23 protein-coding genes are annotated in these 26999 nt (G+C 64.5%); 15 read left to right on the top strand and 8 right to left on the bottom strand.

Translation table 11 applies throughout. The features are described 5' to 3' along the window. Window positions 1–15 precede the first annotated feature (15 nt). Window positions 16–1380 (top strand): MFS transporter, encoded by a 1365-nt coding sequence (locus ACYU0X_RS16235; protein ID WP_418907801.1) that lies wholly within the window; start codon window positions 16–18, stop codon window positions 1378–1380. A 90-nt stretch (window positions 1381–1470) separates the two neighbouring features. Here the strand turns inward: ACYU0X_RS16235 and ACYU0X_RS16230 are convergent, their stop codons facing one another. The 3 genes from ACYU0X_RS16230 to ACYU0X_RS16220 all read right to left on the bottom strand — a co-directional run bounded on the left by ACYU0X_RS16230 (window position 1471) and on the right by ACYU0X_RS16220 (window position 4068). After that, window positions 1471–2211: an aspartate/glutamate racemase family protein gene (locus tag ACYU0X_RS16230; protein ID WP_418907800.1), complete on the bottom strand. Its 741-nt coding sequence runs from the start codon at window positions 2209–2211 to the stop codon at window positions 1471–1473. Between the two features lie 24 nt (window positions 2212–2235). Then, on the bottom strand, window positions 2236–3765 hold the full coding sequence (locus tag ACYU0X_RS16225) for an NCS1 family nucleobase:cation symporter-1 (RefSeq protein ID WP_418907799.1): 1530 nt from the start codon (window positions 3763–3765) through the stop codon (window positions 2236–2238). A gap of 162 nt (window positions 3766–3927) precedes the next feature. Beyond that, window positions 3928–4068 (bottom strand): hypothetical protein, encoded by a 141-nt coding sequence (locus ACYU0X_RS16220; RefSeq protein WP_418907798.1) that lies wholly within the window; start codon window positions 4066–4068, stop codon window positions 3928–3930. Window positions 4069–4367: 299 nt separating this feature from the next. Here ACYU0X_RS16220 and ACYU0X_RS16215 point away from each other — a divergent pair, with 299 nt between their 5' ends. From ACYU0X_RS16215 to ACYU0X_RS16200, 4 genes are all read left to right on the top strand, one after another. Then, window positions 4368–5165, top strand: a complete 798-nt coding sequence (locus ACYU0X_RS16215) for a hydroxypyruvate isomerase family protein (RefSeq protein WP_461901705.1) — start codon at window positions 4368–4370, stop codon at window positions 5163–5165. A gap of 33 nt (window positions 5166–5198) precedes the next feature. Next, window positions 5199–6083, top strand: coding sequence for a 2-hydroxy-3-oxopropionate reductase (locus ACYU0X_RS16210; protein ID WP_461901704.1), 885 nt, complete (start codon window positions 5199–5201; stop codon window positions 6081–6083). A gap of 348 nt (window positions 6084–6431) precedes the next feature. Next, window positions 6432–8225: a glyoxylate carboligase gene (gene gcl, locus ACYU0X_RS16205; protein WP_461901703.1), complete on the top strand. Its 1794-nt coding sequence runs from the start codon at window positions 6432–6434 to the stop codon at window positions 8223–8225. Between the two features lie 112 nt (window positions 8226–8337). Further along, window positions 8338–9483 carry a glycerate kinase gene (locus ACYU0X_RS16200; RefSeq protein WP_461901702.1) on the top strand — a complete coding sequence of 382 codons (1146 nt, stop codon included), beginning with the start codon at window positions 8338–8340 and terminating at the stop codon, window positions 9481–9483. 70 nt (window positions 9484–9553) lie between these two features. Here the strand turns inward: ACYU0X_RS16200 and ACYU0X_RS16195 are convergent, their stop codons facing one another. Genes ACYU0X_RS16195 through ACYU0X_RS16175 form a run of 5 tightly spaced genes read right to left on the bottom strand, consistent with a single transcriptional unit; the run spans window position 9554 to window position 15571 of the window. Next, window positions 9554–11317 (bottom strand): ABC transporter permease subunit, encoded by a 1764-nt coding sequence (locus tag ACYU0X_RS16195; protein ID WP_418907793.1) that lies wholly within the window; start codon window positions 11315–11317, stop codon window positions 9554–9556. Then, window positions 11314–12834, bottom strand: a complete 1521-nt coding sequence (locus tag ACYU0X_RS16190) for an ABC transporter substrate-binding protein (RefSeq protein ID WP_461901701.1) — start codon at window positions 12832–12834, stop codon at window positions 11314–11316. The genes ACYU0X_RS16195 and ACYU0X_RS16190 overlap by 4 nt, the downstream gene beginning before the upstream one ends. Window positions 12835–12849: 15 nt before the next feature. Then, window positions 12850–14073, bottom strand: coding sequence for an MFS transporter (locus tag ACYU0X_RS16185; RefSeq protein WP_461901700.1), 1224 nt, complete (start codon window positions 14071–14073; stop codon window positions 12850–12852). Further along, window positions 14070–14843 carry an ABC transporter ATP-binding protein gene (locus ACYU0X_RS16180; RefSeq protein ID WP_418907790.1) on the bottom strand — a complete coding sequence of 258 codons (774 nt, stop codon included), beginning with the start codon at window positions 14841–14843 and terminating at the stop codon, window positions 14070–14072. The genes ACYU0X_RS16185 and ACYU0X_RS16180 overlap by 4 nt, the downstream gene beginning before the upstream one ends. Further along, window positions 14840–15571 carry an ABC transporter ATP-binding protein gene (locus ACYU0X_RS16175; RefSeq protein ID WP_418907789.1) on the bottom strand — a complete coding sequence of 244 codons (732 nt, stop codon included), beginning with the start codon at window positions 15569–15571 and terminating at the stop codon, window positions 14840–14842. The genes ACYU0X_RS16180 and ACYU0X_RS16175 overlap by 4 nt, the downstream gene beginning before the upstream one ends. Window positions 15572–15772: 201 nt before the next feature. Here ACYU0X_RS16175 and ACYU0X_RS16170 point away from each other — a divergent pair, with 201 nt between their 5' ends. From ACYU0X_RS16170 to ACYU0X_RS16125, 10 genes are all read left to right on the top strand, one after another. Further along, the gene (locus tag ACYU0X_RS16170) at window positions 15773–16144 is read left to right on the top strand and encodes a DUF3817 domain-containing protein (RefSeq protein WP_418907788.1); all 372 of its coding nucleotides are present in this window, start codon (window positions 15773–15775) and stop codon (window positions 16142–16144) included. A 102-nt stretch (window positions 16145–16246) separates the two neighbouring features. Beyond that, complete coding sequence (locus ACYU0X_RS16165) at window positions 16247–17608, top strand: LssY C-terminal domain-containing protein (RefSeq protein ID WP_461901699.1); 1362 nt, start codon at window positions 16247–16249, stop codon at window positions 17606–17608. A 93-nt stretch (window positions 17609–17701) separates the two neighbouring features. Then, window positions 17702–18382 (top strand): GntR family transcriptional regulator, encoded by a 681-nt coding sequence (locus ACYU0X_RS16160; RefSeq protein ID WP_418907786.1) that lies wholly within the window; start codon window positions 17702–17704, stop codon window positions 18380–18382. A 140-nt stretch (window positions 18383–18522) separates the two neighbouring features. Continuing rightward, window positions 18523–19974 carry an amino acid permease gene (locus tag ACYU0X_RS16155; protein ID WP_461901698.1) on the top strand — a complete coding sequence of 484 codons (1452 nt, stop codon included), beginning with the start codon at window positions 18523–18525 and terminating at the stop codon, window positions 19972–19974. 247 nt (window positions 19975–20221) lie between these two features. Beyond that, entirely contained in the window at window positions 20222–21550 is a 1329-nt protein-coding gene (locus ACYU0X_RS16150) for an MFS transporter (RefSeq protein ID WP_418907784.1), read from the top strand. Between the two features lie 17 nt (window positions 21551–21567). Continuing rightward, window positions 21568–22236, top strand: coding sequence for a GntR family transcriptional regulator (locus tag ACYU0X_RS16145; RefSeq protein ID WP_418907783.1), 669 nt, complete (start codon window positions 21568–21570; stop codon window positions 22234–22236). Then, window positions 22233–23000 (top strand): aspartate/glutamate racemase family protein, encoded by a 768-nt coding sequence (locus ACYU0X_RS16140; RefSeq protein ID WP_418907782.1) that lies wholly within the window; start codon window positions 22233–22235, stop codon window positions 22998–23000. Before ACYU0X_RS16145 ends, ACYU0X_RS16140 begins: the two co-directional genes overlap by 4 nt. Further along, window positions 22997–24430, top strand: coding sequence for an amidohydrolase family protein (locus ACYU0X_RS16135; protein WP_418907781.1), 1434 nt, complete (start codon window positions 22997–22999; stop codon window positions 24428–24430). The genes ACYU0X_RS16140 and ACYU0X_RS16135 overlap by 4 nt, the downstream gene beginning before the upstream one ends. A 13-nt stretch (window positions 24431–24443) precedes the next feature. Beyond that, window positions 24444–25211, top strand: a complete 768-nt coding sequence (locus ACYU0X_RS16130) for a maleate cis-trans isomerase family protein (RefSeq protein WP_418907780.1) — start codon at window positions 24444–24446, stop codon at window positions 25209–25211. A 388-nt stretch (window positions 25212–25599) separates the two neighbouring features. After that, complete coding sequence (locus ACYU0X_RS16125; RefSeq protein WP_461901697.1) at window positions 25600–26970, top strand: MFS transporter; 1371 nt, start codon at window positions 25600–25602, stop codon at window positions 26968–26970. Window positions 26971–26999: the final 29 nt, after the last annotated feature.

The following is a 26999-nucleotide window of genomic DNA, read 5'->3' as shown; positions in this document are numbered from 1 at the left end:
CAAGATGAATCCCAGATGCTTTACACTGAAGATCCGGGCGGCTTGGCCAACAAGAGCCGCCGTGGGGCAGTGAAAGGCGGGCAGATGGCCGGGCAAGAGGAACAGCAAGCAGGTGGCGTGCTGTCAGCTATGGCGGGCCGCGGCGACGAACGCGACCGAATCCAACGAAAGACCCTGTGGATACTGGCGATCACGCAGGTGATCGGCACCGTCGGGGTGGGCGTCGCCCCCTCGATCGGTATCCTGCTCGCCGAAGAAGTCACCTCCAGCGAAGTCTGGGCGGGGCTGGCACGAACCGCCAGCACGCTCGGTGCGGCCCTGTTCGGAGTGCCCTTGGGTAATCTCGCGGCGCGCTTCGGACGCCGCGTGGCACTGACCAGTGGCTGGTGGCTCGCCGCGCTCGGTGGGTTGCTACTCGTACCGGCCGCCCAGTACAACGTGGTGGCCCTGTTGTTCCTCGGCCTACTACTCATCGGGTCGGGCTCGGCCATCAGCCTCCAGGCCCGTTTCGCCGCCACCGACCTGGCGCAGAGCGCACATAAGGGCCGGAGTCTAGCGCTGGTCGTCTGGGTGGGCACCATCGGCATGGTGCTTGGCCCGAACCTCGGGATACCCGGGCAGTGGCTTGGAACGCTGACCGGACTGAATGTCTACGCCGGAGCCTTCCTGATTGCCGGTCTGTGCATGGCGTTGGCCGGTGTCCTGATTTTCATCTGGCTACGACCGGACCCCTTGCTGATTCTGCAGCGCGACGACGCCACCTCGCCCGCGGCCCCACGACCTGCTCGGGGCGGTTTCGGCCGCATCGCCGAGGAACTGCGCGTCAATCGGCGGGCCCGGTATGCGGTTGTGGCGATCCTCAGCGCACAGATCGTGATGGTCTCGGTGATGACGATGACCCCGGTGCACATCACGCATCACGGGGGCTCTGTCACCCTTGTCGGGCTGACCATCTCGCTGCACATTCTGGGCATGTATGCGCTCTCGCCCGTGGTCGGATTCATCGCCGACCGTATCGGGCACCGGTTCGCGATAGGAATCGGCTTGGTCTTCTTTGCCGGGGCGCTCTTAGCCGGTGGGCTGTGGCCGCAGGATATGCGCTGGATTATGGGCAGCTTGATCCTCCTCGGTCTGGGCTGGTCCTTTGTCAACGTTGCCGGTTCGGCACTGTTTTCCACCGTGGTCTCGGATCACTCGCGCGCCTCGGCGCAGGGCGGTGTGGATGCGCTGTCCAATCTGTGTGCCGCGGGCGCTGCGCTCGCGTCCGGTCCACTGATGGCAGGGACCTCCTTTGCCACGCTCACGCTGGTGGCGGGGCTGGTGCTGCTGCCGCTGTTGCTGCAGACACTCGGGGGAATCCGGCGCACGCCCGCGGATTAAGCGTGCCGGAGCGGTGCCACGTGCCGCACATATGCGCAAGGGTCCGCCACCACAGCTAAACGTGGTGACGGACCCTTGAGCGTGTTTGCCTTAGCGGGCGACGACCGGAACCGCGGTGATCGGCCAACCGGTGATCTGCTTCGGGCGCGGGGTGGCGTAGGTGCGCACCTTGGAGGTGCTCAACCGCATCCGCACGAGCGACTCGGCGATGGTGACCGCGGCGCGCACTCCATCGACGATCGGCACGCCGGTGGCCAGACGCACCTGCTCTTCAAGTTCGGCCATGCCGCCGCAACCAAGGCAGATCACCTCGGCCTTGTCCTCGAGCACGGCCTTGCGCGACTGCTCCACGATGGCCTGCACGGCGCGCTCGGGCTCGGATTCAAGCTCGAGGACACCCAGCCCGCTGGCGCGTACCGACGCGAGACGGTCGGTGAGCCCGGCCAGCTTGAGCCGGTCCTCGATCAGCGGCACGGTGCGATCCAGGGTGGTGACCACCGAGTACTTGTGTCCGAGGAATTGGGCCGTGGAGGCTGCGGCCTCGGTGATGTCCACGACCGGGACATCGAGCAGTTCCTGCAAACCCTCGCGCCCGTGTTCGCCGTAGCCGGCTTGGATCACGGCGTCGAAGGGCTCGGGGTAGTTGCTGACCTTGTCCATGACGGCCAACGCCGCGAGGTAGCTTTCGAAATTGCCTTCACAGGAGTCCGCACCGAAGTCCGGGGTCAGTTCGACAATCTCGGTGCCCGGGGAGGCGACCTGACGGGCGGAGTCGCCGATGGCCTGGGTCATCGAGGCGGTGGTGTTGACGTTGAGAATGAGAATACGCATGGGGTTCTTCCTGCCAGGATCGGACTAGTGCTTCGGTGCCACGGCGATGGCTTCGCCGTCGATGTCGGCCAGATCCACCGGCCGCTTGGCCAGCAGCAGGTAGGCGATGGCGCCCGCGCCGGATCCAAGGAACCAGGCGAAGGGGCCGACCACGTGAAGCGCGGGCAGGAAGGCCAGCAGCAGGGCCACTACGGAGCTGATCGCCAGGGCGGTGACCGCGCGGTAGTTCACACCGCGGGTGAAGTAGTAGGTGCCCTCCGGGGTGGAGCGGTACAGGTCCATCACGTTCACCCGCGCGCGGCGGATGATCCAGTAGTCGGCCATGATGATGCCGAACAGTGGGCCGAGCAGAGCGCCGAGACCACCGAGGAAGTAGTTGATGATCTGCGGCGAGTTGTACAGGTTCCACGGCAGGATGACCAGCCCGATCACGCCGGAAATCAGCGCGGCCTTGCGGAAGTCGAGGTGCTTCGGGAAGAGGTTGGTCAAGGCGTAGGTCGGGGCCACGAAGTTGGCCATCAGGTTCACCGCGATGGTCAGCACCAGCAGGGCGCCGGAGGCCAGCAACAGGGCGAAGGTGTTCGGTACCGAGGCGACCACATCCGAGGGCGAGGCGATCACGGTGCCGTTGATGGAGAACTGGGTGCCGGTCAGCACCACGACGATGGCGCCGAAGAAGAGCATATTCAGCGGGATGCCGAAGAAGTTACCGCGTACGATCGAGTTCTTGGTGGCCGCACCGCGGGTGAAGTCGCAGAAGTTCAGCACGAAGGTGCCGTAGATGGAGACCCAGAGGGCCGCTGCGCCGAAGATGGCGATCCACATATCCAGCCCGGACTTGGTTTCGCCGGTGCTCAGCGAGATGTTGAAACCGGATTCGAAGAGCATCCAGATGGCTAGGGCCAGGAAGGTGACCAAGATGATCGGGCCGGCGAAGGCCTCGTACTTGCGGATCATCTCCATGCCGTAGCTGACGATGATCAACTGAATGATCCATAGGACCACGAAGCAGATCCAGCCCAGCAGATTCAGGCCCAGGAAGCTGGTTTCCTGCAGCGTCGCGGCGCCCGGTGCTACGGCAATGATCATCACGCTGAGCACCTGAGAGGCCAGATAGGTCTGGATGCCGAACCAGGCGATGGCTACGGCGCCGCGGAGCAGTGCGGGAATCTGTGCGCCGTTGATGCCGAAGGCGATGCGGCTCATCACCGGGAAGGGGACGCCGGTCTTCTCGCCCATGAATCCGGAGAGGTTCAGCAGCACGAAGAGTAGCAGGGCACCGATGCCCAGTGCGGAGAGGATCTGCCATCCGCTCATGCCCAAGGCAAAGAGCCCGATGGCGAAGGCGTAGTTACCCAGCGAGTGCACGTCGTTGGCCCAGAGCGTGAAGATGCTGTAGGCGTTCCAGGTGCGGCCGGACCTCGTGGTGGGGGCCAGGTCCTGGTTGTAGAGCGAAGCGCTCAAATTGTGGGGGTTTTCCGGGGCAATGCCGGAAGAGTTGGTGGTCAGCAACACTGGCTGAGCATCGGTAGGGCTGGTTTTGGGCAGCGCCATTGCGAGTTCCTTAGAAAAGGTGGCATGAGATGCGCGAGGTTACGTCGAGGCGACGTGAAGTGGACGCACTACGGCCACGATGAATGGGGGAGCGACGGTCTAAAGATGGCGCAGAGCGCGCCCAGAGAGACGACGACGTCGCGGGCTGGGAACCTAAGGAATCTACGGGAATACCGGCTGGCCGAAGTGCGCGTAGAACTCGACGTTGGTGTTGCTGTAGAGGTAAAAATTGCTGCGCGAAGCAAGGGTGCGGGCGGTGCCCGCAAGGCGCTTGGGTGATCCGGTGGATCGTGGTTGGTTCATGGCTGCTCCTGAGCTATGTACTACAACTCCGAGATGTGTGCCACATCACTGGGTTCACTAACCTTAATGGTCGACCAGATGCTCGCGCAAGATCTTTTGGTAAAAAACTTTTCGCTGGCTGGAAATTGTTACCCACGCGCTGAGCCGCGAGTTACCGCTGGCTGGGGATTCTCTTGGGGTTTCGAAACTTCTCTGCCTACTGCTTGACAGTGATCCACGCCTCCCCCTAGAGTTTTCATCAAGCAAAACATAAATTCCGCTCTGTGGAATCAGCGACCGATCCTGAAGGAGGCACCGAAGTGTCCTACACTCTGAACTGCTCAATCCTGCTCACCGAGCTGCCCATCCTCGAGCGCGCCGCCGCCGCCAAGGCCGCGGGCTTCGACAGCGTGGAATTCTGGTGGCCCTTCGCCGAGGCCGTACCCACCGACAAGCAGGTCGATGAATTCATCGCCTCGCTGAAGGACGCTGGTGTACAGCTCGACGGTCTGAACTTCTTCGCCGGCGATATGCCCGGCGGCGATCGCGGCCTGGTCTCCTGGAAGGGACGCTGCAGCGAATTCAGGGACAACGTGGCAGTGGTCGCCGCCATCGGCGAAGCCACCGGCTGCACCTCCTTCAACGCCCTGTACGGCAACCGTCTGCCGGACTACTCGGCCGCCGAACAGGACGAGCTGGGCCTGAAGAATCTGCTGGTCGCCACCGAGGGTGTGGCCAAGATCGGCGGCACCGTGCTGATCGAACCGGTCTCCGGCACCGAGGCCTACCCGCTGAAGACCGCCGCCGACGCGCTGAAGGTAGTCGACGCCGTGAAGGCCGAGGGCAACAGCAACATCGCACTGCTGGCCGACTTCTACCACATGGCCGTCAACGGTGACGATGTCGCCGCCGTGATCGAGGCGCACGCCAAGGACTTCGGCCACATCCAGATCGCCGACGCTCCGGGCCGCGGCGCACCGGGTACCGGCGAGCTGCCACTCTTCGACTGGATCAACCGCTCCCGCGAACTGGGCTACACCGGCAAGGTCGCCCTGGAATACAAGCAGGACGCCGCCACCGCCTTCCAGTGGTTGACCTCCACTTCCGCCACCGCCTAAGCACCCGCACCATCTAGATTTTTGGAGTAAGACATGTCGCAGAACGTTGCATTCATCGGACTTGGCATCATGGGCCTGCCGATGGCCAAGAACCTCGTCAACGCCGGCTTCACCGTCACCGGTTTCAACCGCAGCCAGAAGGCCATCGACGACCTGGTCGCCGCCGGCGGCAAGGGTGCCTCCTCGATCGCCGAGGCCGTCAAGGACGCCGACGTCGTGATCACCATGGTCCCGGACTCCCCGGATGTTGAAGCCGTGGTCACCGGCGAGGAAGGCGTTTTCGCCAACGCCAAGGCCGGCGCCCTATGGATCGACAACTCCTCGATCCGCCCCGACGTTTCGGTCCGCCTGGCCGAAGAGGCCCGCGCCGCAGGCCTGCGCCCGCTGGACGCACCGGTCTCCGGTGGCGAAGCCGGTGCCATCGACGGCGTGCTCTCGATTATGGTCGGCGGTGCGCAGGAAGACTTCGATGCAGCCCAGGACGTACTCAACGCCGTGGGTAAGACCATCGTGCTGGTCGGCCCGGCAGGTTCCGGCCAGACCGTGAAGGCCGCGAACCAGCTGATCGTTGCCGCCAACATTCAGGCGCTCTCCGAAGCAGTGGTGTTCCTCGAGGCCTACGGCGTCGACACCGCATCGGCGATCAAGGTCTTGGGCGGCGGTCTGGCCGGCTCCAAGGTCTTGGACCAGAAGGCCCAGAAGATCCTGGACCGCGAATTTGCCCCGGGCTTCCGCCTGGCCTTGCACAACAAGGACATGGGCATCGTGACCTCCGCCGCCCGCGAAGCTGGCGTGGTGCTCCCGCTCGGTGCCCTCGTGGCCCAGCTGGTCACCTCGACCGTGGCCTCCGGCGACGGCGCACTGGATCACTCGGGTCTCTTCCGCGGCGTACAGCGCCTCGCCGGCAAGGCCGAGTAAGTTTCCCTCTCCCGCAAGGGACTGGCTACAGAATTCCTGGGGCGGGTGCACCGGCAAACGGCTGCACCCGCACCGTGGCCCCACCCGACGGCAACTGGACAGATTAGCTTTCTCCTTATTCCGGTGATCCCTGAACCGCCGGAGACGGTGTCCTTCGTTCCTAACACCTAGCGTCTGTCACGCTCACGGTTCCGTCGTCGATGGTGACTCATCTGCGTGATGCCACTAGCGGTGCGGCGGCAGATGCTCACCGTTTGCTCTTCCCACCCGCCCCAGGTCTCTACCTCCTGACTGAACCTCATCGCCCCCTCGAAGCGGGCGTACCACCCCAAAGGATTTGTGATTCAAATGGCAAAGATGCGCGCAGTAGATGCGATCGTGCTGATCCTGGAGAAGGAAGGCGCCACCGAGGCGTTCGGCCTGCCAGGTGCCGCAATCAACCCGCTGTACTCGGCGATGAAGCAGCATGGCGGAATCAACCACACCCTGCACCGCCACGTCGAGGGTGCCTCGCACGCCGCCGACGGGTACTCCCGCGCCACCGGCAACATCGGCCTCTGCCTGGGCACCTCCGGCCCGGCCGGCACCGACATGATCACCGGCCTGTACGCCGCGATCGCCGACTCCATCCCGATGCTGTGCATCACCGGCCAGGCGCCGACCAACGTGCTGCACAAGGAAGACTTCCAGGCCGTGGACATCGAGTCCATCGCCAAGCCGGTCACCAAGTTCGCGGCCACCATCCTGGAGCCGGGCCTGGTGCCGGGCTACTTCGCCAAGGCCTTCCAGGTGATGCGTTCGGGTCGCCCGGGCCCGGCCCTGCTGGACCTGCCGATCAACGTGCAGCTGGCCGAGATCGACTTCGACATCGACGCCTACGAGCCGCTGCCGGTGGTCAAGGCCGCCGCAACCCGTGGCCAGGCCGAGAAGGTTGTCGACCTGCTCACCGCCCACGAGCGCCCGATCATCATCGCCGGCGGTGGCATCATCAACGCCAACGCCTCGGACAAGCTCGTCGAGCTGGCCGAAGAGCTGAACATCCCGGTCTCGCCGACCCTCATGGGTTGGGGTGCGATCCCGGATAACCACCGCCTGCAGGCCGGTATGGTGGGCATCCAGACCCACACCAAGTACGGCAACGAAACCTTCCTGGCTTCGGACTTCGTGCTGGGTATCGGTAACCGCTGGGCCAACCGCCACACCGGCGGGCTGGACGTGTACCGTGCCGGCCGCAAGTTCGTGCACGTGGACATCGAGTCCACCCAGATCGGTCGCGTGTTCTCCCCGGATTTGGGGATCGTCTCCGACGCCGGTGCCTTCCTCGAGGTCGTGCTGGAGGTTGTGCGTGAGCGCAAGGCCGCCGGGTCGGTGCCGGACTACTCGGCCTGGGCCGACGAGTCGACCGCCCGCAAGGGTACCAACCACCGCAAGACCAACTTCGACAATGTGCCGATCAAGCCGCAGCGCGTGTACCAGGAAATGAACGCGGCCTTCGGCGAGGACACCACCTACGTGTCCACCATCGGGCTCTCGCAGATCGCCGGCGCGCAGATGCTGCACGTCTTCGGCCCTCGCAAGTGGATCAACGCCGGACAGGCCGGCCCGCTGGGCTGGACCGGACCGGCCGCCCTGGGCGTGGTGCGCGGTAAGCCGGGCGAGACGGTGGTGGCCCTCTCCGGTGACTACGACTTCCAGTTCATGATCGAGGAGCTCGCCGTGGGCGCGCAGTTCAAACTGCCGTACATCCACGTGGTGGTCAACAACTCCTACCTGGGCCTGATTCGTCAGTCGCAGCGCCCCTTCGAGATGGATTACCACGTCTCGCTGGCCTTCGATAACATCAACTCCCCGGAGACCAACGGCTACGGCGTGGACCACGTCAAGGTCGCCGAGGGTCTGGGCTGCAAGGCCGTGCGCGTCGAAGACCCGGCCAAGCTGGCCGAGGGCTTCGCCGAGGCCGGTCGCTTGGCCGCCGAGCATCAGGTGCCGGTGGTTGTCGAGGTCATCCTCGAGCGCGTCACCAACATCGCCATGGGCGCCCAGCTGGACGCCGTCAACGAGTTCGAGGACCTGGCCCTGAGCCCGGCCGACGCACCGACCGCACTGGTGCCGTTGAACATCGGCGAGAAGGTCAACGCCTAACCTGTTACGTAACATCACGCTGCCGCGCCGCGTTTCCGACAATACTGGGAGCGGGCGCGGCAGCGTTCACATCTACCGAAACTTTTTTGCATCTCAAGGAGCGTAAGAGCCGATGAAGATCGTCATTGCCTCGGACAAGTTCAAGGGCACCCTGACCGGCGCGCAGGTGGCCCAGGCCGTCGCCACCGGGCTTGAGCGCTCCATCCCCGGCGTACAGACCAGCGCGGTACCCGTAGCCGACGGCGGCGAAGGCACCGTCGACGCGGCCCTGGACGCTGGTTTCACCCCGCGCCAGGTCACCGTCACCGGACCCACCGGCCAGCCGCTAGAGGCCAGCTACGCGCTCAAGGACGGCGTGGCCGTCATCGAAATGGCCGCGGCCTCCGGGCTGGATGTGCTGCCCGAGGGGCGCAAGGCTCCGCTGACCGCCACGAGCTACGGCACCGGCGAACTCATCAAGGATGCGCTGGATGCCGGGGCCACCCAGATCGTGCTCGGGGTCGGCGGTTCGGCCACCACCGACGCCGGTGCCGGAATGTTGCAGGCCTTGGGTGCCAGCTTCCGCGACGCCTCCGGAGACGAACTACCCGGTGGCGGCGGGGTGCTCGAGCACCTGTCCACCGTGGATCTGTCCAAACTGGATGCGCGCCTGCGTGACACCACCGTGCTCCTTGCCGCCGACGTGGATAACCCGTTGACCGGCGCGAACGGTGCGGCCCATGTCTTCGGCCCGCAGAAGGGTGCCGACGAACAGCAGGTCGCCCAGCTCGACGCGGCCCTGGGGCACTTTGCCGATCAGGTCGAGGCCCAGTTGGAAAACAGCTACCGGAATAACCCCGGTGCCGGCGCCGCCGGCGGCATGGGGTACGCGGCCATGGCCGTGCTCGGTGCCACGCGCCGCCGCGGCATCGACGTCGTCCTCGAATTCACCGGTCTGGAACAGGCCCTGCAGGGGGCCGACGCGGTGATCACCGGCGAAGGCAGCCTCGATAGCCAGTCGTTAGAGGGTAAAACCCCCATCGGCGTGTCCGAGATGGCCGACGCACACCAGGTGCCGGTGTACGGCATCTGTGGGCGCACCACGCTGGATGCCGAAACCCTGCAGAAGGCCGGCTTCCGCGCCACCGTTGCCCTCATGGATCTGGTGGACAGCCCGGAGGAGGCGATGGCCCGCGCCGCCGAACTGGTGGTGGACGCGGCCGAAAAGCTCGGCGAGCAGATCGGCGCGGATCTGGCGCTCAAGCGCACCGCCAACTAAGCCTTAACCACAGCAACAGCGTTCCCGCCGGGTCGATGACCCGGCGGGAACGCTGCGTTTAAGCGGGAGGTTAGCCGCGTGGCCCGACGGCGTCGAGCGTGCGGCCTCGCGGATTTGTGCGGACGCGGCGCGGTAAGCGCAGCGCGCCGGCGGTTACCGCGAGGATCGAGAGCAGCACCAACACGCCGGCCGGGGCGGCCACCGCCCACGGGGCGCGCTCGAGATAGTTCAGCCCCTCGGCCAGAATTAGCCCGAGCTCCGCGGTCGGCGGCTTCGGGCCAAGCCCCAGATACCCCAGGCTGGCTAGGGTCAGCGCGAGCCCCGGCAAACGCAACAGCGCATGCTTCAGGAGCGGGCCGAGCAGCTGCGGCAGCAGGTGCCGGAAATAGATCTGCGCGCGGTTGAGTCCGAGCAACGGCAACATGCGAATATGCGCCTGGGCCGAGAACTCATGTAAAAGCGCGGAGGTGTGCGCGGCCAGCGGGGCCCAGCCCACCGCGGAGACCGCGATCACCGCCCCGGGCACCGAGGGGCCGAAGATCGTGGCCACCAGCAGCCCGGCGATAATTGGCGGCGCCGCATTGGCGACCTCCAACGGGCCGATGCTCAGCCGCGGGAAGCTGCCCAGCACAATGCCCAACACGAGGCAGATCGCCACCACCAGCAGAGCCAGCGCCAAAGTGAGCAACGCCCCGTGCCCCACCCGCGCCAGCAGGTCACGTCCCGAGGCGTCCGCCCCGAAGGGGAGCAACAGGCTCGGCGCGGCCAGCCGCGGATGTGCGGAGGCGAAGGGGTCACGCGGCAGGGCGCAGAGCACGATGACGGCCAACAATGCCAGACACCCGCCCGGCAGCAACAGGTCGCGTCGCGTCGAGGCGCCGGCCAGGGCGGAGATCGGCACATTGCCCGCGCGCACGGCCGGTCCCAGAATGAGCCAGCGCACCAGCGCGGCGGCGGTGCCCAACAGCGCGGCGAGCAGCAGCAACACCAGCAGGCTGGCCTGCAGCGCCGGAACGTCCTGCGCCGAGGCCGCCCCGAGCATCAACCGTCCGAGCCCGGGGATGGCGAAGGTCTGTTCCACCGCGACGGCTCCGCCGGTGAGCCCGATGACCACCAGCGCCAGCTGTCCCACCAGTGGGGCCGTGGCGCGCCGTAGCGCCGCCAGGGCCACGGACAGCGGCCGGTAGCCGGCCCGCTGCCAGGTGGCGACCCAGCGTTCGGCGAGGGTGGCCGCCAGCGAATCGGAGAGCAACTTGCCCATCAACCCGCCGGCCGGAATGCCGAGGGCCAGGGCCGGAAGCACCGCATTGTGCAGGGATTCCCAGCCGAAGGGCGGGAACCAGCCCAGCCAGATCGCGAAGATCAGCATCAACAGCATCGCCAGCACGAACTCGGGCAGCGCGGTCAGTGCGGTGGCCGCCGCGCCGCTGCCAGCCCGCACCTTTCCATTCAGGCCACGGCGCAGCACCGGTAGGCAGAGCCCAATGCAGCAGCACAACGCGACCAGCAGCGCCAACCCCATAAGTGTCAGCGAGACGGCGAGGGCCGCGAAAATACCCTCGGCCACCGGAGTATGGGAAACCCACGAGGTGCCTAAATCACCGTGCAAAACCCCGGCGAACCAGTCCACCATGATGTGCCAGGGCCCGCGGTCCAGCCCCAGCTCGGCGCGGATGGCGGCAAGGGCCTCATCGGTGGCCTCACGGTCGGCATAGCGTGCGCGCAGAATTGCCCGCTCGGCGGAGACCGAGGAAAACCAGGGAAGCAGCCCGGCGATGGCCAGCGTGGCGGAGAAGGCTAGGACCCGCGAGCCCCACCCGATCAGCGATTTCATGGTTCGATCGCGGTGGAGGTGGAAACCAGCGCGCGCTCGCGCGGATCACGGACCGCGTCGCGTACCTGCCGCTCACCCTGAATGACGCGTTCGTGGAGCATCGGGATCGCCGCATCGCTGGCCAAAATCAGCGACTCGGCCCGGGCGATCGCGGCTCGACGCTCGGCGCCGGGGGCCGCGGCACTGGCCTCGGCCAACGCCCGGTCGATGTCCTTATCGCAGAGCTGAGAAATGTTGAAGGAACCCTTGCAGGCGAAGTCTGAGTACATGTAAGCCACCGGGTCACCGGAGTCCAGTACGGTGGCGCGGGAGAGAATGAAGGCGTCGAATTTGCCCTCGAGCGCATCGGCCTCGATGTACTGGTATTCGCGCACGTCCTGGGTGACCTCGAAGCCGGCCGCCTCGAGTTGCTGTTCAATGAGCACGGCCACCTCGGGAAGTTCGGCCCGGTCCGTGAAGGTACCCAGCTTGATCTTCGCCCCGTCCACCTTCGCCGCGGCCGGTCGCGTGTTCAGCGTCTGCTGATAGGCGGCTGCCTCGCGTTCGGCGGCGACCCAGGGTAGCGCCGGGCCGAGCAAACCGGCGGCCTGGTCGGCGCGCTGCTCGTATACGTCGGCGACGATCCGCGCCCGGTCGATGGCTTCACGGGCCGCGGCCCGCACCGCAGGGTCCTTGAAGGGACCGGATTCGGTGTTCAAGTAGAGCGTATTGGTGCGTGGCATGGGCACCTCGAAAATGAGCGAGGGGTCGATCTGCGCGGCCTGGCCCACCGGGATGGCCTCGACGATATCGGCCTCGCCGGTGCGTAGCGCGGCCGCGCGAGCCGTTCCGTCGGGCACATAGTGCACGTCGAGTCCGGCCGCGGCGGCCGGCTCGCCCCAGTACTTCTCAAAGCGGTTCAGCGTGGCCGAGGAGGTGCCATTGGAGGCAACGAGTTCGTAGGGGCCGGTGCCGGTGCCCACCGGGTACACCGTCTGTCCGGTGTAGGCGGCGGGGGAGAGGATGGACAGCTGCGGGCTGGAGAACCGGTGCGAGAGCAGCGGGTCGGGCTGCGCGGTGGTGATCAGTAGCTTGTCACCCTCGGTACGGATGCTCAGTTCCACCCCGTCGAGAATGCGTGGCTGCGGGGTGGCATCCACGGCATGTTGCAGGGCGGCGGCCGCCACCTCGGCGGTCAGCTCGGTGCCGTCGTGAAAGCTCACCCCGTCACGGATGGTGAAGGACCAGGTGCGCTCGTCGACGCGGTTTACGGCGCTGGCCAGCTTCGGTTCGGCCTCGTCCTGCTCGTTGAGCACGGTCAGCGTTTCGGCGGTGTTCCAGCGGGAGAGTTTAAAGGCATCATCGCTCAGCGGGCTCAGCCCGGAACGTGGCGGCTGCAGCATGGCCAGCGAGATGCGTTGCTCGCTCTCCTGCTCGGCGGAGGCCTGCGACGAAGAGAAGCAACCGGTCAGGGCCATCGGCATCAGGCCGATCAGCGCAAGGCCGGAAACTAGTCGGGTGCGAGTGCGGGTGAACATCGTGGTTCAACTCCTTTAGTTGGTGGTTGAAAGCTGGGATTCCGCGGTGGCCGAGGCCGCCACGGGCGGTATGGTGCGGGTGATCACCGCGGCGCTGAGCAGCCCGAGCACTGCAAGCAGGGCCCAGGGCAGTGCGGCCAGCGGTCCGCTGTGTGCCGCGCGTTCTAGCAGCGGGCCGAGGACGAGCCCGGTGAGTAGCATCGCGACACCCGAAACGCTGGCCTGCAAGCCGAGCCGGGCGCCGCGCGAAGCCTCCGGACCCTGACTGCATAAGTGCAAAATGGTGGGGCCGACCAATAGGTGCCCGAGGATGAAGCACAGCACCATGCAACCCACCGGCAGGTAACTCCACGGTTCGCGTCCCGGGCTCAGCGCCGCGAGCGCCAGCGTGCCGAACCCTAGGGTCATGAGCCCGAAACCGGTGCGCAGGGTGGCGCCAGGGCCCAGGTGGCGTCCGAGGCGTGCCAAGGGCAGCTGGCAGGCAATGGACAACAGCGAGATCCCCAGGAAGATCCAGGCGATGCTCGCTCCCGGCGCCTGGATGCGGCGCAGTTCCACCGGCAGCCCGAGATATAGCTGGTTGTAGCCCACGAGGTTAATGGCGCTGAAGATCGTGAAGGCGAGAAAGCGCCGGGAAAACCTGGGCCGCGACCTGCTGGGGCGGGCACCGGAGGGCGCCGCTCGGTGCGGCGGGACCACGCGCCAAGCGACGACCGCAAGTACCGCGAAAAGCAGCACGCAGCCGGTGGCCAGCGCCGCGAAACCGGTGGGAAGCAAAAGCAGCGCCACTAGCGGTCCCAGCGCCGTGCCAATTTCGCCGACCATATTAAACAGGGCGAAACTTCCGGCGGTGCCGCGGGCAGAGTTGGCACCGGCCCGTGAGACGAGCACCTGAAGCGCGGGGGAGAACAGGGCCGCCCCGATGCCGGTGCACAGCGCACCGAGCACCAGCCAGGGTAGCGTCCCGCTAAAGCCCAAGGCCATAAACCCGACGATGCGCAGGGCGAAGCCACAGACCAGGGTGGATCGCGCCCCGAAACGGTCGGTGAGCATCCCGCCGAGCAAGAACATGCCCTGTTGGCTAAAGGTGCGTAGCGACAGCACCAGGGCGATAGCGCTGGTGCTCAGCGCATGCGAGGTGGCCAGCACATGCGCCAGGAGCGGCATGACCGCGAAGAAACCGATATTGCATCCGCACTGGGCGATCAGCGCGAACCGCAGGGTGGAGCTCGCCTTCACCGGCTCACAGCGCTCCGGGGCACCGGTACCGAGGCACGCAACAGCCGTGGGAAGTCGGCGGTGGAGTTACGCAGAATGTCGCTGGTAGCGCCTTGCTCGACGATGCGCCCACCATCGAGCACCAGGGTGCGCTCGCAGAGCCGCTCCAAGGCGTGCAGGTCGTGGGTGATGAAGAGCATTCCGGAGCCGCGCTCGGCACCGAGCCGGATGAACAAGTTGAGCACCGCCTCACGTAATTCCGGATCGAGGCCGCTGACCGGTTCGTCGGCAAGCAGAAGTTGCGCCCCGGTGCACAGGGCACGGGCGATTGCCACGCGCTGTGCCTGGCCGCCGGAAAGCTCCTGCGGATAGCGCTCGAGCACCGTCGCCGGTAGCTGGACGGCCTCGAGGGCCGCACGGGCCTGCAGTTTCCGGTCCCCGGGCACGGCGAGGTATTTCATCGGTTCGGCCAGCGCGCTGGCCACCGTCAGTCGCGGGCTGAGGCTTGCCGCGGCATCCTGCGGTATATATTGCACGGCGCGCCGGTACCAGTGCAGGGTGGAGCGCGCGGTGGCCCGAACCGCCTGCCCATCGAACTCCAGGCTGCCGGCATCGGGCGGCAACAGGCCCAGCAAGATGCGCGCCAGCGTGGTCTTTCCGGCTCCCGAACGGCCAATGAGCCCTAGCCGTTCACCGGGCGCGATGCTCAGGCTCACATCGGTGAGCACCTGGCGTGCCTGCCGACCGCGGCCAAAGCGCTTACTCAGTGCGTGGGCTTGCAAGGTGCTCATGCGCTCGCCGCCAGTGCGTGCGGGTGCGCTGCTTCGGACAGGGCCAGGCTACGCTGCGTATGCACCGTCCCGTGGCGCAATTCGATCGCGCGGTCGCAGAGCTGTGCCGCCACGGGCAGGTCGTGGGTGATGAAGACCAGCGTGGCGCCCAGCTCGGTCACGGTCTGATCGATCAGTCGCAGGATACTTGCCTGGGTGACCATATCCAGTGCGGTGGTGGGCTCGTCGAGAATGAGCAGATCGGCGCGCTGGGCTAGGGCCATCGCGAGGCAGATGCGTTGTCGTTGCCCGCCGGAGAGCGTGCCGGAGTAGCAACGCGCCACCGGGCTCGGGTCTTCGAAGCCGACCCGTTCGAGCATCTGCAGGACCTGCGGGTCATTGCCGCTCGGCGCGCCCAAGGCCTTGGCGAGCTGCCGACCCACGCGCACCAGAGGGTTAAGCGCGGTGAAGGAATCCTGAGACATGCTGCTGACACGGGTGAGAGCCGCCCGGTCTTTGCGCGCACTGAAACGTAGGTCCTGTCCGAAGAGACGCACGGAGCCGCGCCTCTGTTGCGCCGGGCCGGTGGCACCGTGCATTAGCCCGGCGCAGAGCGATTTACCGGAACCGGAACGGCCAATGAGCGCGACGCGTTCGCCTTCCTCAATGCGGAAGCTGAGATTCTTCAGCAGTTCGGTATGGCCAACGCTCAGGTGCAGGGCGTCGAATTCTACGGCGGGTGATTTCATGGTGGCTCGCAATGTTCGGAGGGGCACCTAAACCTTATTGCGAATGAGTTGCAATATCAAAACTACGGTAGAGTAGCTTTACGTTCCACGACGTAGGGGGCAGCGCAGAATGTTAGCTGCCTTACCAACTGCCCCTCGGCCGGCGCTACCTCGATATTCTGGTGAGGTTAACCATCAACCAAGACAGCACAAGGAACCCACGTGTCATTAACTCAGGAAATGACCTCCACGCCGAGCACGCTTCCGGCCCGTGGCACCGCAGTGCAACAGCGCTGGGTCGCCGGCGTCTTTCGGGGTATTGCATTGCTCGAATGCCTCACGTGGGTCGGCATGCTCACGTCCTTGCTGTTTAAATACGTGATCAACGGAAATGCCCTCGGCGTGACGATTTTTGGTTGGGCCCACGGTATAACCTGGCTGCTTTTCTTGGCCTCCGCGCTCGCCGCGGCGGTGGTATTCCGCTGGAAAATCTGGGTATTCCTTCTCGGCTGCGCGGTCTCCACGCTCCCGTTCCTTACCTGGCCCTTCGAGCTGTGGATGGCACGTTCTGGGCGGTTACGCGTCTCCGGTTAGAAAAGTCATCCCCACGATGACCTCGCGGCGTGCCCGGGGGCGGCCATAATGAAGACGGGGCGCTAAGCCCGCACATTAGCCACCGAAAGGACGACCGGGACGATGCCGTGGGATTGGCGAGCCGCCATAGACCGGGTGAAAGACGACGCGAAATTTGATGCGAGCCGTGCTTCGGTGCGCCGCTGGGCGCTGAGCATGCAGCAGCCGGTCTCGCATTCGACGCTCGTAGACCGGATCTTCTTTCTCTTCGCAACCGTGGCCGCCCTCTGGCTCGCGGTAGTGGTCTCCACCCAGGGCTTTCGGCACGTCCTTGGGCCGTTACTATTTATCCCCGTCTGGGCTATCTTGGCCTATTTGGCGTTGCCGCGCATTCACCGGATGCTTTCGGATCTCTACGTCCCGGATTACTTCTTCGGGCGTTCGCGAACTGCCGATGGCTTGCTCGGAGATCCGATCAACCTTGCGGTCAACGGCTCCTTGGCGCAGCTTGACCAGGCCATGCGCCAGGCCGGGTGGCATCGCGCGGAGGACGTCACGCTGAGCTCGGCGTTGAAGATCGTAGTTTCCACGATCTTCCGGCGCAGTTATCCCACCGCCCCGGTGTCGCCGCTGATGCTCTTCGGTCGCCCGCAAAACGTGGCCTATCAGCAAGAGGTGGAGGGCAATCCCAAGAAGCGCCATCACGTGAGGTTCTGGCACACCCCGCAAGGGTGGCTCTTGCCCGGCGGCACGGACGTGGATTGGCTAGGTGCCGGTACTTTCGATTCGAACGTCGGTCTGTCGTTGTTCACCATGCAGATCACGCACCGGATCGACGAGAATACCGATATCGAACGCGATCACGTCATCAGCTCGATGACCGAGCACACTCCCGAATTGACGGTCAGCGTGTTGGAGAATTTCACCACCGGTTACCACAGCCGAAACGGTGGCGGTGACCGCTTTATCACCGACGGCAACCTGCCAATTGTCGATGTCAGCCAAGTTGCGGCGCAGTCCTCGGATGAGGGCGAAGAGGTGCAGATCCGCCATTCGCACGAGGCCCTGACCAAGGCACCGCTGGGTATGGTCACCGGCGGTCTGCTGGCCATAGCCATTACCCTGATCACGGCGATCTCGGCGGTGACCGACCCATCTGGATTTGTCGATCAGCCCATTGAAGATTGGCAAAGGACCACTTGGGTGGCCATGATCATCGGCTTTTTCGTAGTGCTGTTGGCCTTCCAAATCGAACTGGTGCGTCTGATGTTCAAGCGCCGCCACCGGGCTCGATTTGTGCTGATGGCGACCCTCGCGGCGGGTGTCTTATTGACAGCTCTTGATTACTTTTCACCCGGGGTCAGTATTCGTTTGGATGGGACACTGACCATGGCGACCCTGCAGTGCGTGGCCCTGATCGGTATCACAAGTGATCGGGCCGCCGCCTGGGTCCGCGTGAAACCGCGTCCAGCACTCGAGGCGTAGACCAAGAAATTGTGAACGAGTTCTTTCGCGTTTCCCCTTAAATGGCGATTTTTAAGCAACAATTAACAACGGACAGTTGACGGCGTAAAGCAGGTGAATGGCTTGGCAGGTAAGGACTTCGAACCGGAATCGGTGCGTGTCATCGAGCAAATCCGGAACGAAATTATCGATGGCGTGCGCAAGCCCGGTAGCCGTCTGGTGGAGCGCGATCTCGCCGAAGAACTCGGTGTCAGCCGATTGCCCATCCGCGATGCTCTGCGGGTGCTGGTCTCCGAAGGTTTGGTGACTCCGCGTCCGCGCACCTGGGCCACGGTCCGCGAATTTTCGGCCTCCGACGTGGCCGACCTGCACGAAGTGCGCGCGGCGCTCGAGGCCATGACCTTTACCCTGGCCGCACAACGCCATACTCGGGAAGGACTGGCGGAACTTCGCGAGGTGCTCGACCGGGAGTTGGCTGCCGCGGCGAACCAGGATTACACCACGGCGCGACGTGCCGGGGCGAGCTTTCACGAAGTGGTTATCAAGCTGGCGGGCAACGATTTGCTCTTGGAGTTGCAAAGTTCGTTGGCTCCGCGAATGCGTTGGCTTTTGGCGCAACACGACGATCTGCAGACTATGGCCCACGAGCATGAGTTACTTTTCGAGGCCATCGCGGAACGCGATGTCGAGCTGGTCAAGCGGTTGGTCGAGCAGCACCTGAATACCAGCCGCGGTAGCCTCGCCGATAAGCGAGCCCGTGAGGATGAAGCTGCAACCGAGGCCGGTATTCACTAACTCTTGAATATCAATCGGGTAGTCCGGGATTCCGGACGGCCGGTGTGAATTCTGCGGTACGGCAGACTTGTGAGCGCGATTACATAGAGGGCGTGGCCCTCGTGGGCCGTGTGTAAGAGTCCGCAGTTCCAAGGAGTATCGTGAGAACCAGCCAACCCGCCCAGAGTCTCAAAAGAGGACTAAGTACCCGGCACATCCGGTTCATCGCGCTCGGCTCGGCCATCGGCACAGGGCTGTTCTACGGTTCGGCCGGCGCCATCCGAATGGCAGGTCCGGCGGTGTTGCTTGCCTATGTGATCGGCGGCGCCGTGGTGTTCATGGTGATGCGTGCCCTCGGTGAGATGGCGGTGCGCAATCCGATCTCCGGGTCCTTCGGCTCCTACGCCACCCGCTATGTGGGACGCTTCGCCGGGTTCGTGACGGGCTGGACCTATACCTTCGAAATGTTCGTTGTCGCACTGGCCGATGTCACTGCCTTCGGCGTCTACATGGGTTTCTGGTTCCCGAATGTTGAGCGGTGGATCTGGATCCTAGCGGTGGTCTTCTTTATCGCCGCGGTCAATTTGCTCTCCGTGAAGGTATTTGGTGAGCTGGAATTCTGGTTCTCGCTGATCAAGGTCGTGGCGATCATCGCGATGATCGCCGGTGGTATCGCCGTGATCGTCTTTGGCCTGGGCAACCAGTCCGAAGGTGCCGCAGGCATCTCGAATCTCTTCTCGCATGACGGGTTCATGCCCAATGGCATCATGGGCATGCTCATGTCCTTCACCATCGTGATGTTCGCCTTCGGCGGCACCGAAGTCATTGGCATCACCGCCGGTGAAGCGCAGAATCCACGCAAGGTGATTCCGAAGGCTATCAATTCGGTTCCGATCCGCATTCTGCTCTTCTACGTACTGACCCTCGGCGTCATCATGTCCATTCAGCCGTGGAACACCATCAATGGCGATGAAAGCCCCTTCGTATCGATCTTCTCGAGCATCGGACTGTCCTCGGCGGCTCACGTGCTGAACTTCATCGTGATCACCGCAGCGCTTTCGGCCATCAACGCCGATATCTTCGGTGCCGGACGCATGATTCACGGTATGGCCAAGCAGGGCCAGGCGCCCATGGTCTTTACCAAAACCACCGCCAATGGCGTGCCGTGGGTGACCTCGCTGTCGATGATTGTGGCGTTGCTGATCGGCGTGGTGCTCAATATCTGGTTCGAGGATCAGATCTTCTTCCTGATCGCCGCCTTGGCTACCTTCGCCACCGTTGTGGTGTGGCTGATGATTCTGCTCTCGCATATTGGGATGAAGCGCGAAATTGCCCGCAGGGGCCTGAAGTCCGCAGGTTTCCAGATTCCCTTCTGGCCGCTGGGCAGCTACCTAGCCGTGGCCTTCATGATCTTCGTGATCGTCATGATCGGCGTGGTGCCCGATACCCGTAGCGCGCTAATTACCGGCGCGGTCTGGGTGCTGGCTCTTGGCGCCTGCTACTGGTTCTTCGTGCGCGGTAAGCAAGCGCCCGAAAACGACGAATTCGATGAACAGCCCGATGGCGAGCTCGAACTGCAGCATCAGGTCGAATCCGTGGACGGTCTGCGGTAGCCCTAGTCACCGAGGGTTAGCGGGGGTCGCGAGTGCGTTGCTACGCACCTGCGGCCCCCTTCTTCATGCGGATTTGGGATGGAAAAGAAGCCCAAAGCGCCCTTGTTGGTGGCGTGGCTCACACCTAATCTTAAATGGGATCCCAATTTGGGATCCCAAGGCAGGATGCCGTGCGAACGCACCACGATGGGAAGCGCGCCCCGTCGACTGCCGCCCCCATACACCGCAGCTTCGACGAGGACGTTATATGTCTACGAACCAACGAACATCCCCTCCACTCAAGGACGCGCCGCGCACCGATTCGACCGCCAAGGTCACCAATGTGCGCTGGAAACTATTCATTCTGCTGCTGATTCTGGTCACCGTGAACTACATCGACCGTGGTTCGATTTCGGTCGCTCTGCCGATGATTCAGAAAGAATTCAACCTGCCACCGGAACTGCTGGGGCTCTTGCTCTCGGCTTTCTTCTGGACTTATGCGGCAATGCAGGTACCGGTCGGCTGGTTGATCGACCGTTTCGGTCCCCGCAAAATGCTCACCGCCTCCTGCGTGGGCTGGGGAGCGGCCACCGCGGCCTCCGGCCTTTCCGGTGGTTTCCTGTCCATGTTCATCGCTCGAATGGGTATCGGCGTGACCGAGGCCGGTGTGATGCCGGCTGGCGGAAAGCTCAACGCCCTGTGGATGCCAGCGAAGGAACGCGGCCGCGGTGCCACCATTCTGGATGCCGGTGCCCCACTGGGTGCGGGTCTTGGCGGCATCGCCATTGCCGGCCTGATCGCGTTGACCGGTTCCTGGCGCTGGGCCTTTATCATCGCCGGTGCGGCCACCGTGCTATTGGGTTGGGCCGTGTGGTGGTACGTACGCGATAACCCCCGCAGTCACCCATCCATGAGCGAGGCCGAAGCCGACTATATCGAGGCTGCGCACCGCGAAGAAGACGAAGCCAATGCCGGCAGCAACGGCAAGGGCAAGCTACGCAACTACCTGAAGTACCGTTCCTTCTGGTCCATGTGCTTCGGCTGGTTCGGTTTCAACGGTGTCTTCTACGGCCTGCTTACCTGGGGCCCGCTGTATCTTTCGGAATCCAAGGGTTTCGACCTGAAGGAAATCGGCTGGTCCACCTTTGTGATCTTCGGCGCCGGATTCGTCGGGGAAATTATCGGCGGACGCTTGGCCGACACCCTGCAGAGCAAGGGTTTTGGCACCAATAAGGTCATGCGCACGCTGCTGGGGCTCTCGGCGGTCATGGTGACCCTAGGCTTGGTGGGTACCACCGTGATCCCGGATCCGATTACCGCGGTCATCATGCTGTCGATCGTGCTGTTCTTCCTGCGCTGGGTAGGCCTGTTCTGGGCCGTTCCGGCCACGTTAGGCGGCCGTGCTAACGCCGGCGTGCTCGGTGGCGCGATGAACTTCAGTGGCAATATCGCCGGCTTCCTCACTCCCATCGCGGTGGGTCTGATCGTGGGTGCCACCGGCGGCTACACCTGGGCATTGCTCTACTTCGTCGGGTCGGCCCTGATCATGGGGATCTCCGTGATTACCCTCGACTACTCCAAGCGACTGGCCATCTAAGAAGTAAAGGCAAACCCATGACCGGCGATCCGCGAACCCCTAAGGCCGCACCACTACGCGAACAGGTGCGCGACACCATCCGTCAACGTATTTTCGATGGCTACTACGCACCGGGCACCCGGCTGATCGAACGCGATCTGGCCGCGGAGTTCAGTGTGTCGCGCCTGCCGGTGCGCGAAGCGCTACGCATGCTGCGCCAAGAGGGTCTGGTGGTCGAAAAGGCCACCCGCGGATCGCTGGTCGCCTCACTCACCGAAAAAGACGTGCGAGACCTCTTCGATCTGCGCGGGGCGCTGGAGGTTCTGGCCTGCCGATTGGCGGCCGAACGAGCCACCGCAACGCAGTTGGAAGACCTCTCCGAATTACTGGACGCGGCCGATGCGCTCCTTGCGGCCGGCCGCCGCGACAAGGCGCAACGCACGAACAACGAGTTCCACGACCGCGTCATCGACATCGCCGACAACGACCTGCTACGGGCCGCACTGGCCCCACTGACCGGACGCCTGCACTGGCTCTTCCGGCACGTGGATGACCTCGCCGAACTGATCGGCGAACATCGTCGGCTACTGGCGGCCATCGCGAGCGGTGAGCCGGACACCGCCGCCGCCGAATCGGCCCGTCACATCGCCAAATACCGTGCGCAGTTTCCCGAACTGCACGCCACCGTCACCTCAGGACAACAATGAAACTACTAGTGATCAACCCCAATATCTCCGACGACGTCAGCGCGCTGATCGCCGCCGAGGCGCAACGCAGCGCCGCGGCCGACACCGAGCTGAGCGTACGGACCGCCGCCACGGGCATGCAATATATCGAAACCCGTCTCGAGTCGTTGATCGCCGCACCCGCGGTGGCCGAGGCGATCGCGGAGAACCCCGGCCACGACGCCGTGCTGGTCGCCGCCTTTGGCGACCCCGGGATGCCTGCCCTCAAAGAACTGTGCCAGGTGCCGGTGATCGGAATGACCGAGGCCGCCTTAGCGGCCGCCGCGCTGCAAGGCAGCCGCTTCTCGATCATCGCGATCTCCGCGCGGATCACCGCCTGGTACCGCGACACCGTTGAATCCTATGGCTACGGTTCGCGGCTCGCCTCGATCCACTCGTTGAGCGACCCGCTCGGCGGCATCGGCACCGTGCAGCGGGACTTCGGCGACAAGCTGGTGGAACTCGCTCGCCACGCTGTGGAGCACGACGGAGCCGATGTGATCATTCTGGCCGGAGCGCCGCTGGCCGGATTGGCCCGCGAGGTTTCCGACCAGATCCCGGTACCCGTGGTTGACGGCATCTCCGCCGGCGTGAAACTCACCGAGGCCATTGTGGCCCTGCATAGCGGCACGCACCGCGCCGGCTCCTACGGGCCACCCCCTCGCAAGGAACGCCGCGGACTCTCCGCGGCCCTCGACGCACAACTAGCTGCCCGACAGGGCACAGCGGAAAAGGTAAAGGCATGAAAGACACAGTGGTCATCGCCCACGGGCTCGTGGTCAACGCCGACGGGCGGCGCCACGCGCATGTGCTCATCCGTGGCGGACTCATCGAGCGCGTCATCGATGCCAGCGAACCCGTACCCGCAGCCGAGCGCATCATCGACGCCAGCGGAAAGCTCGTAATTCCCGGCGGAGTGGACGGGCATTGCCATATCGCCCAGCGCACCGGGCGCTACGACACCGTAGACGACTACGCCACCACCACCGCCGCGGCGTTGGCCGGAGGCACCACCACGGTTCTGGACTTCGGCATACCCGCCGACACCAGCCAGAGCCCCCTCGAAGCCGCCGAGTATAAACTCTCGCTGCTCGACCAGGCACGCTGCGATGTGGCCCTGCATGCCTCGGTGATCGACTGGGACGAGACGGTACCGGCGCAGCTCGACGCACTGGTCGAACGCGGCATCCGCTCGGTCAAGCTCTACACCACCAACCGCGGCACCACCATGGCCGACGGCGACACCATGATCAAGGTGCTGCGCGAAATGGCGCGGATCGACGGGCTGGCCTATGTGCACGCCGAACATGACCCGATCATCGTGGACTGCACCACCCGGCATGCCGAGGAGGGGCAGATTAGCATCGAGCACCTCCCGGCCACCCGTCCGGAGCTGGCCGAGGAAGCCAGCGTGCGCGAGGTGCTGGATATGGCCGAATACACCGGCGCCGCGGTCTACTTTGTGCACCAGTCCACCCCGGGCGCCGTGGATCTAGTCAGCGCCGCCCGCGAGCGTGGCCTGCCGATCCATTCGGAAACCTGCCCGCACTACGTGGCACTGAACGACGAGGTCTACGCAGGCGAGCTGCCCGAGTTCTACGCCTGCTGCCCGCCCATGCGGGACAAGGCCACCATGCTCGCGCTGCGCCAGCGCCTCACCGACGGGGCCATCGACACGGTCGCCTCCGATCATTCGGCCTACAATCTGAGCCAGAAGCGTGAGCGTCTGGACGATCTGCGGATGATGCCCCACGGCCTGCCCGGTGTGGAAACCCGTCTGCCGGTGACCTACACCCACATGGTCGGCGAGGACCTGAGCGGGCTGGAGACTTTCGTCTCGGTCTTCGCAACCGCCCCGGCCCGACTCAACGGGCTGGTCGGCAAGGGCAGCATCGCACCAGGCTTCGACGCCGACCTGGTGCTCATCGACCCCGCTAAGATGCGCGCGGTGGATGGCACGACGCTTCGCATGGGCACCGACTTCTCACCCTTCGAAGGGATGGAACTGCGCGGCTGGCCCGAGACCGTGCTCAGCCGCGGCACCGTCGTGCTCGATGCCGAAGGCTTCACCGACCCCGGCGCGGTGGGACGCTTCTTACCGCAGGCGCGCTACTCCGAAGCGGTGAACTGGCCATCGCTCGGCCAACCCCATCCAGCCCCGCTGACCGTCCGCTAATCAAGGAGCCGCTATGTTGAAAAACCTGACCGAGTCGGTCGCGTTGACGGCCGACACCTCGGCCACCCGCCCGCTCCGGCTGGGCATGATCGTTCCCTCCTCGAATACCTGCTTAGAGCCGCAGACCTACCGAATCCTCGGGGACCGGGACGACGTTACGGTGCACAGCACCCGCATCCCGGTCACCCGGATCGCCTTGGACGCAGATTCGGATCAGCAGTTCGACGTGGCCGGCATGCAGGCCGCCGCCGAGCTACTGGCCACCGCCGATGTGGACGTCATCGCCTGGAACGGGACCAGCGGATCCTGGCTGGGTGCCGAGCACGATCGGAAGATCGCGGCCTGTATCACCGAGGCCACCGGTATCCCGGCCACCACCAGCACACTGGCCTATCTCGAAGCCTTCGACCGCTTCGAGCTACAGCGCATCGGTCTGCTCACGCCCTACACCCCGGATGTGAACCTGCAGATCGCGGCGCGTTACGCCGACTGCGGAGTGCAGATCACCGGAAGTCGTCACTTCGATTTGAGCGACAACGAGTCCTTTGCCCGTGTCCAACCGCGGGACCTGCTCGATGGTTCGCGGCAGTTGCTTGCTACGAATCCCGATGCATTGATCTTCCTGTGCACCAACCTCTACGGAGCACCCGTGGTGGAACAGTTGGAAGCCGAAAGCGGACTACCGGTGCTCGACTCGGTGGCCGTGACGCTCTGGCATGCCCTGACGCTGGCTGGGGGAGCGCCGCTGGACGCACGCTGGGGCCGACTGCTCTCCAGCTAGCAACGATCGACCCTTCTGCGAGGACCGGTGCGCCGCCATGGCGCGCCGGTCCTCGTGCTGCGTGGCGTCCGTCCCGCCATGATCTTGAGCGGTGGACTGCCGGCCCTTCCCGCCTGAAGGTTCATCCAAGCGGCAGGTAGGGATCCGCGAAATCATGGGATTTTTGGCTGAAATTACAGCCCAAATAGGCATTGCTCAGTGATGCGGATCACGCAATCATTTATTTGGGATCCACATACGGGATCCCAAATTCCGGCACCGGTAGACCCCGGGTCGGCCACTCTGAATTCAGAGACGATCCGCAGTATCTTCACCGGTGGCACGGCGTGGCACCACGGTTTCAACCGCGCAACACACGCCACCCACCCACGCAGTATCAGGAGGGCCCATGCCCAGCACATCAGCCATTCAGCGTTCCGCCAGGGGTTCCAAGCCTCGGGGCGGCGATAACTCCATGAAGCGTGTAGTCGCCGCAAGCTTCGTGGGCACCACGCTCGAGTACTACGACTTTTTCGCCTATGGCACCGCCGCAGCCATTGTGTTCCCGGTACTCTTCTTCCCGGGCTCCGAACCAGCCACCGGGCTATTGCTGGCGTTGGCCACCTACGCCGTGGGCTACGTGGTGCGGCCTCTGGGTGCGGCCCTCTTTGGCCATTATGGAGACAAGATTGGGCGCAAGAACGTTCTGGTGGCCACCCTTTTGATGATGGGCTTGGCCAGCGCCGCCGTAGGTCTTCTGCCGACCTACGCGGCGATCGGCGTGGCCGCACCGGCTCTGCTGGTGCTCATGCGCTTCGTGCAGGGCTTGGGCCTAGGCGGAGAATGGGGCGGCGCGGCGCTGATGGTCACCGAGTCGGACACCTCGGGGCGACGCGGCTTCTTCGGCTCCATGGTGCAGACCGCCGCGCCGACCGGACTGTTGTTGGCCACCGGCGTCTTCGCGCTGATTACCGCCGTGACCACCGAGGAGCAGTTCCTCAGCTGGGGTTGGCGCATCCCGTTCCTGGTTAGCTTCGCACTGGTGGCCATCGGCCTGTACATTCGCGTGAAGTTGGCGGAATCCCCGGTATTCGCCCAGGCCGAGGCCAGGGAGGAAGCGCAGCGCGCCAGCGAGGTCAAGGCCCCGCTGCTTCACGTGCTCAAGCACTACAAGAAGGAACTGGCTCTGGCCATTGGCTCGCGCATCGGTAGCGATATCGCGTTCTACATCTTCGCGATGTTTATCTTGGTCTACGGTACCGAGCACCTCGGCTTGAGCAAGTCACTGGCGTTGGCCGCGTCCACGATTTCTGCCGTCGCCCAGATGATCGCACTGCCGTTCTTTGGCTCGCTGTGCGATAAGTTGGGTCGGCGCCCGGTGATGATCGGCGGCGCCTTGGCAGGCATTGCCTATAGCTTCGTCTTCTTTGCGATGCTCGATTCGCGCATTCCATTCCTAGTGCTGATCGCGCCGGCCATCGGCTTGGTGATCGTGGCGGCCATGTATGCGCCAATCGCCTCTTTCATTCCGGAGCTTTTTGCCACGAAGGTTCGGTACACCGGGTCGGCCGTGGGCTTCCAGATGGCCGGCGTTTTCGGTGGCGGCTTCGCCCCGATGATCGCCATGCAACTGATCGTGCTGACACAGACCAGATTCACGGTGGCCGGTTACCTATCCTTGGCGCTGGGACTGATGGTGTTGTGCGTCTACCTCGCCAAGGAAACCAGCAAGATCGCTATGACGGAGGCCGGTAGTGCCAGCGACCCGCACACGCGATAAATCTCCGGTCAACAAGGAACAGGAAAGCC

The organism is Glutamicibacter sp. X7, from assembly GCF_054889245.1.
The sequence above is the reverse complement of the archived record's forward strand: the minus strand, read 5'-3'. Positions and strand labels throughout refer to the sequence as shown.

Coding starts and splice junctions, on each gene's coding strand:
- ACYU0X_RS16235 (WP_418907801.1), top strand. CDS start 16: ATGCTTTACACTGAAGATCCGGGCGGCTTGGCCAACAAGAGCCGCCGT.
- ACYU0X_RS16230 (WP_418907800.1), bottom strand. CDS start 2,211: ATGCGTATTCTCATTCTCAACGTCAACACCACCGCCTCGATGACCCAG.
- ACYU0X_RS16225 (WP_418907799.1), bottom strand. CDS start 3,765: ATGGCGCTGCCCAAAACCAGCCCTACCGATGCTCAGCCAGTGTTGCTG.
- ACYU0X_RS16220 (WP_418907798.1), bottom strand. CDS start 4,068: ATGAACCAACCACGATCCACCGGATCACCCAAGCGCCTTGCGGGCACC.
- ACYU0X_RS16210 (WP_461901704.1), top strand. CDS start 5,199: ATGTCGCAGAACGTTGCATTCATCGGACTTGGCATCATGGGCCTGCCG.
- gcl (WP_461901703.1), top strand. CDS start 6,432: ATGGCAAAGATGCGCGCAGTAGATGCGATCGTGCTGATCCTGGAGAAG.
- ACYU0X_RS16200 (WP_461901702.1), top strand. CDS start 8,338: ATGAAGATCGTCATTGCCTCGGACAAGTTCAAGGGCACCCTGACCGGC.
- ACYU0X_RS16195 (WP_418907793.1), bottom strand. CDS start 11,317: ATGAAATCGCTGATCGGGTGGGGCTCGCGGGTCCTAGCCTTCTCCGCC.
- ACYU0X_RS16190 (WP_461901701.1), bottom strand. CDS start 12,834: ATGTTCACCCGCACTCGCACCCGACTAGTTTCCGGCCTTGCGCTGATC.
- ACYU0X_RS16180 (WP_418907790.1), bottom strand. CDS start 14,843: ATGAGCACCTTGCAAGCCCACGCACTGAGTAAGCGCTTTGGCCGCGGT.
- ACYU0X_RS16175 (WP_418907789.1), bottom strand. CDS start 15,571: ATGAAATCACCCGCCGTAGAATTCGACGCCCTGCACCTGAGCGTTGGC.
- ACYU0X_RS16165 (WP_461901699.1), top strand. CDS start 16,247: ATGCCGTGGGATTGGCGAGCCGCCATAGACCGGGTGAAAGACGACGCG.
- ACYU0X_RS16150 (WP_418907784.1), top strand. CDS start 20,222: ATGTCTACGAACCAACGAACATCCCCTCCACTCAAGGACGCGCCGCGC.
- ACYU0X_RS16145 (WP_418907783.1), top strand. CDS start 21,568: ATGACCGGCGATCCGCGAACCCCTAAGGCCGCACCACTACGCGAACAG.
- ACYU0X_RS16140 (WP_418907782.1), top strand. CDS start 22,233: ATGAAACTACTAGTGATCAACCCCAATATCTCCGACGACGTCAGCGCG.
- ACYU0X_RS16135 (WP_418907781.1), top strand. CDS start 22,997: ATGAAAGACACAGTGGTCATCGCCCACGGGCTCGTGGTCAACGCCGAC.
- ACYU0X_RS16130 (WP_418907780.1), top strand. CDS start 24,444: ATGTTGAAAAACCTGACCGAGTCGGTCGCGTTGACGGCCGACACCTCG.
- ACYU0X_RS16125 (WP_461901697.1), top strand. CDS start 25,600: ATGCCCAGCACATCAGCCATTCAGCGTTCCGCCAGGGGTTCCAAGCCT.